Genomic DNA, 2,199 nt, shown 5'->3' with positions numbered 1-2,199 from the left:
AGGCGGTGCGAAGGACACCACCGGGGCGGTGTCAACCTGAGCCAGGGCTGTGCATGCGGCTTTGGCGACCGTGCGCGCCGCAATGGCTGCACGGGTTTCTGCCGGGAGGGCGGAGGTGTCGTACTCCAAGCCGCCACCGCCTTCGCGGCCTGCGCGGGGGCGGTTGGGAATGCCGAGCCTTTTTAGTTTGTCGAGGGTTGCGCGCCCCGTCATCTGAAAGCCGGGCAACCCAACCAGCTCGCGTGCTGAGAGCCAGGTCATGCGCGGGGCTCCTGCTGTTTGCGGATGTTGCCTGTGCGAGAGACTGTGATTTTTACGGTGCGTGCCTGAGCCTTCGCCCGCGTTGTCAGATACCGCGAAGGCCAGATTTCGTTGGCAGGCTTGCCAAGTGCTTTGGCAACGATCTGCTCTGCGGCCCACCAATGAGTCGAAAGAACGCGCTGAAAGTGTGAGTAGCCATGCTCTTTTGCGAGTTGGCGAAGACTTACACCTTTCTTTTCGAGTGCGGCTTTGACATCTGCTGGATGCCAATCTGTTTGCTGCATACATTTTTGTGTGTCCATGGTCATGATGGTAAACACAAAAAAATGTGAGTGCAAGCAATTTATCTACATAAAAAAGTATTGCCCTGTTCGGTCGGGTGGTGACTTCTGCTTAGAAAAGTGCTATCGGGTGTTTCTGTTTTTTGTTGCGCATGTTTTAATGTGTTCATGGACACACTAAAATGTTTGACCTCTCTTGTTCGGTGCTGAAGCCATGGACAGACCTAGCAACGAACTCCGCGATGCCTACGCTGCTTCCTTAGGTGAACGAATTCGCTCTTGCCGTGGGGGGCTGACTCGTGAGGAGTTCGCGCGGCGTCTCGATCTACACGTCAACACGATTGGTAAGTTCGAGCGAGGTGTGACGATTCCTGATGCATTCGCAGTGTTGCGGATGGCGGAGATCGGAAAGTGCCCCCCCGAATGGCTGCTTACAGGCAACGTGAAGTCCGACAGAGTTGAGCGCAACGTGCGTGCTGTCGAATCGGGGGACTACATCTATGTGCCTCACTTCGACGTGGCGATGTCGGCGGGCAATGGGGTTTTTTGTGATGTAGAGCGCGTTGTTGCAATGCGCCCCTTTGAAGCCAAGTTCATTCGACAGGAGCTGGGGATCGGCCACAACGAACTGGCGCTGGTCTCTGTCATTGGAAACTCGATGGAGCCGTTGCTGCGCTCGCGAGATACAACCATGCTTGATCTGCTCGCCAAGGATGTACTGACAGAAGGCATCCATGCAATTCGCCTTGACGGTGCTCTGATGCTCAAGCAACTGCAGCGCCTCCCGGGGAAAGTTCTGCGTGTCAGCAGTTCAAATCCAGAATATGCGCCCTTTGAAATTGACGGTTCAGATGAAGAGTCCCAACGTGATTTCTCTGTGCTGGGTCGGGTTCGTTGGGGCGGCGTTACGTTCAACTAGACCGGAGGCGGCATGTTCAAACAGATAGTTTTCCTCTCGACAGTTCTATTCATGGCGCCGAGCTGGGCAGTCAACAAATGCGCAGGCGTGGATGGGAAGGTTGTCTTTCAGGATGCACCGTGTTCAGACGGGGCGAAGAACCTCACTGCTCAAAGTGAATCGCACTCAACCGTTAAGCCGTCTGCGGTCATGAGCCCGGCTGATGTTGCGCGCTCACTAGAGGCGCAGATAGATCAACCTGCGACGCAGAAAAAGATTCAGCAGAACATTGAGACGAGGCAGCTGCTTGAGCGGGCGGGTGCTGCTGCCCGGCGCGCAGGAAGCTCGACTCTTTGCGGTGGCGAACTCCAGGCTCAGCCGAGTGTGGGAATGTCGGAAGACCAGTTCTTGAACTGCACCCGCTTCGCACAAGAGTGGGATCACCTGCAGGTGAACGAAACGGAAACGAAGTTCGGTGTGCGCAAGCAGTATGTGTATGCGCGGCACGCGCCGGTTAAATTCGTCTATATAGATCACGGCAAGGTTACTGCCATCAGCCGATAGTTTTCGACGCCCTGGACTGGACGTCCATGCCAACCGTAACATTCCAAAGACATTCATGGCAGCACTAGAGTAAGCGACCAGCCGTACCACCTTGAACAGTCCCGCGACATCTCGCAAGATCGTGTGCACGTAAACCATCGTGGACACCATGCTCAAAGATTCAGAGACACCGAGATATGCGACGCGGCGTACCCA

At 55.4% G+C, this 2,199-nt stretch carries 4 protein-coding genes; 2 read left to right on the top strand and 2 right to left on the bottom strand.

Annotation, left to right across the window (positions count from 1 at the left end):
* Both NFX52_RS29875 and NFX52_RS29870 read right to left on the bottom strand, forming a co-directional pair.
* A partial coding sequence (locus NFX52_RS29875) for a DNA-binding protein (protein ID WP_289781645.1) occupies positions 1-261 on the bottom strand: 261 nt, incomplete at its 3' end.
* The gene (locus tag NFX52_RS29870) at positions 258-563 is read right to left on the bottom strand and encodes a helix-turn-helix domain-containing protein (protein ID WP_082437372.1); all 306 of its coding nucleotides are present in this window, start codon (positions 561-563) and stop codon (positions 258-260) included. The genes NFX52_RS29875 and NFX52_RS29870, both read right to left, overlap by 4 nt.
* A gap of 193 nt (positions 564-756) precedes the next feature.
* On the opposite strand from NFX52_RS29870, the gene NFX52_RS29865 reads away from it, so the two are divergent.
* Positions 757-1,461 carry an XRE family transcriptional regulator gene (locus tag NFX52_RS29865; RefSeq protein WP_055396935.1) on the top strand — a complete coding sequence of 235 codons (705 nt, stop codon included), beginning with the start codon at positions 757-759 and terminating at the stop codon, positions 1,459-1,461.
* A gap of 12 nt (positions 1,462-1,473) precedes the next feature.
* Entirely contained in the window at positions 1,474-2,004 is a 531-nt protein-coding gene (locus NFX52_RS29860; protein ID WP_055396933.1) for a hypothetical protein, read from the top strand.
* The last annotated feature ends 195 nt before the right edge of the window (positions 2,005-2,199 follow it).

This window comes from Acidovorax facilis (genome assembly GCF_023913775.1).
GTDB lineage: Bacteria > Pseudomonadota > Gammaproteobacteria > Burkholderiales > Burkholderiaceae_C > Acidovorax > Acidovorax facilis.
This window is presented reverse-complemented; position numbering and strand designations above follow the sequence as displayed.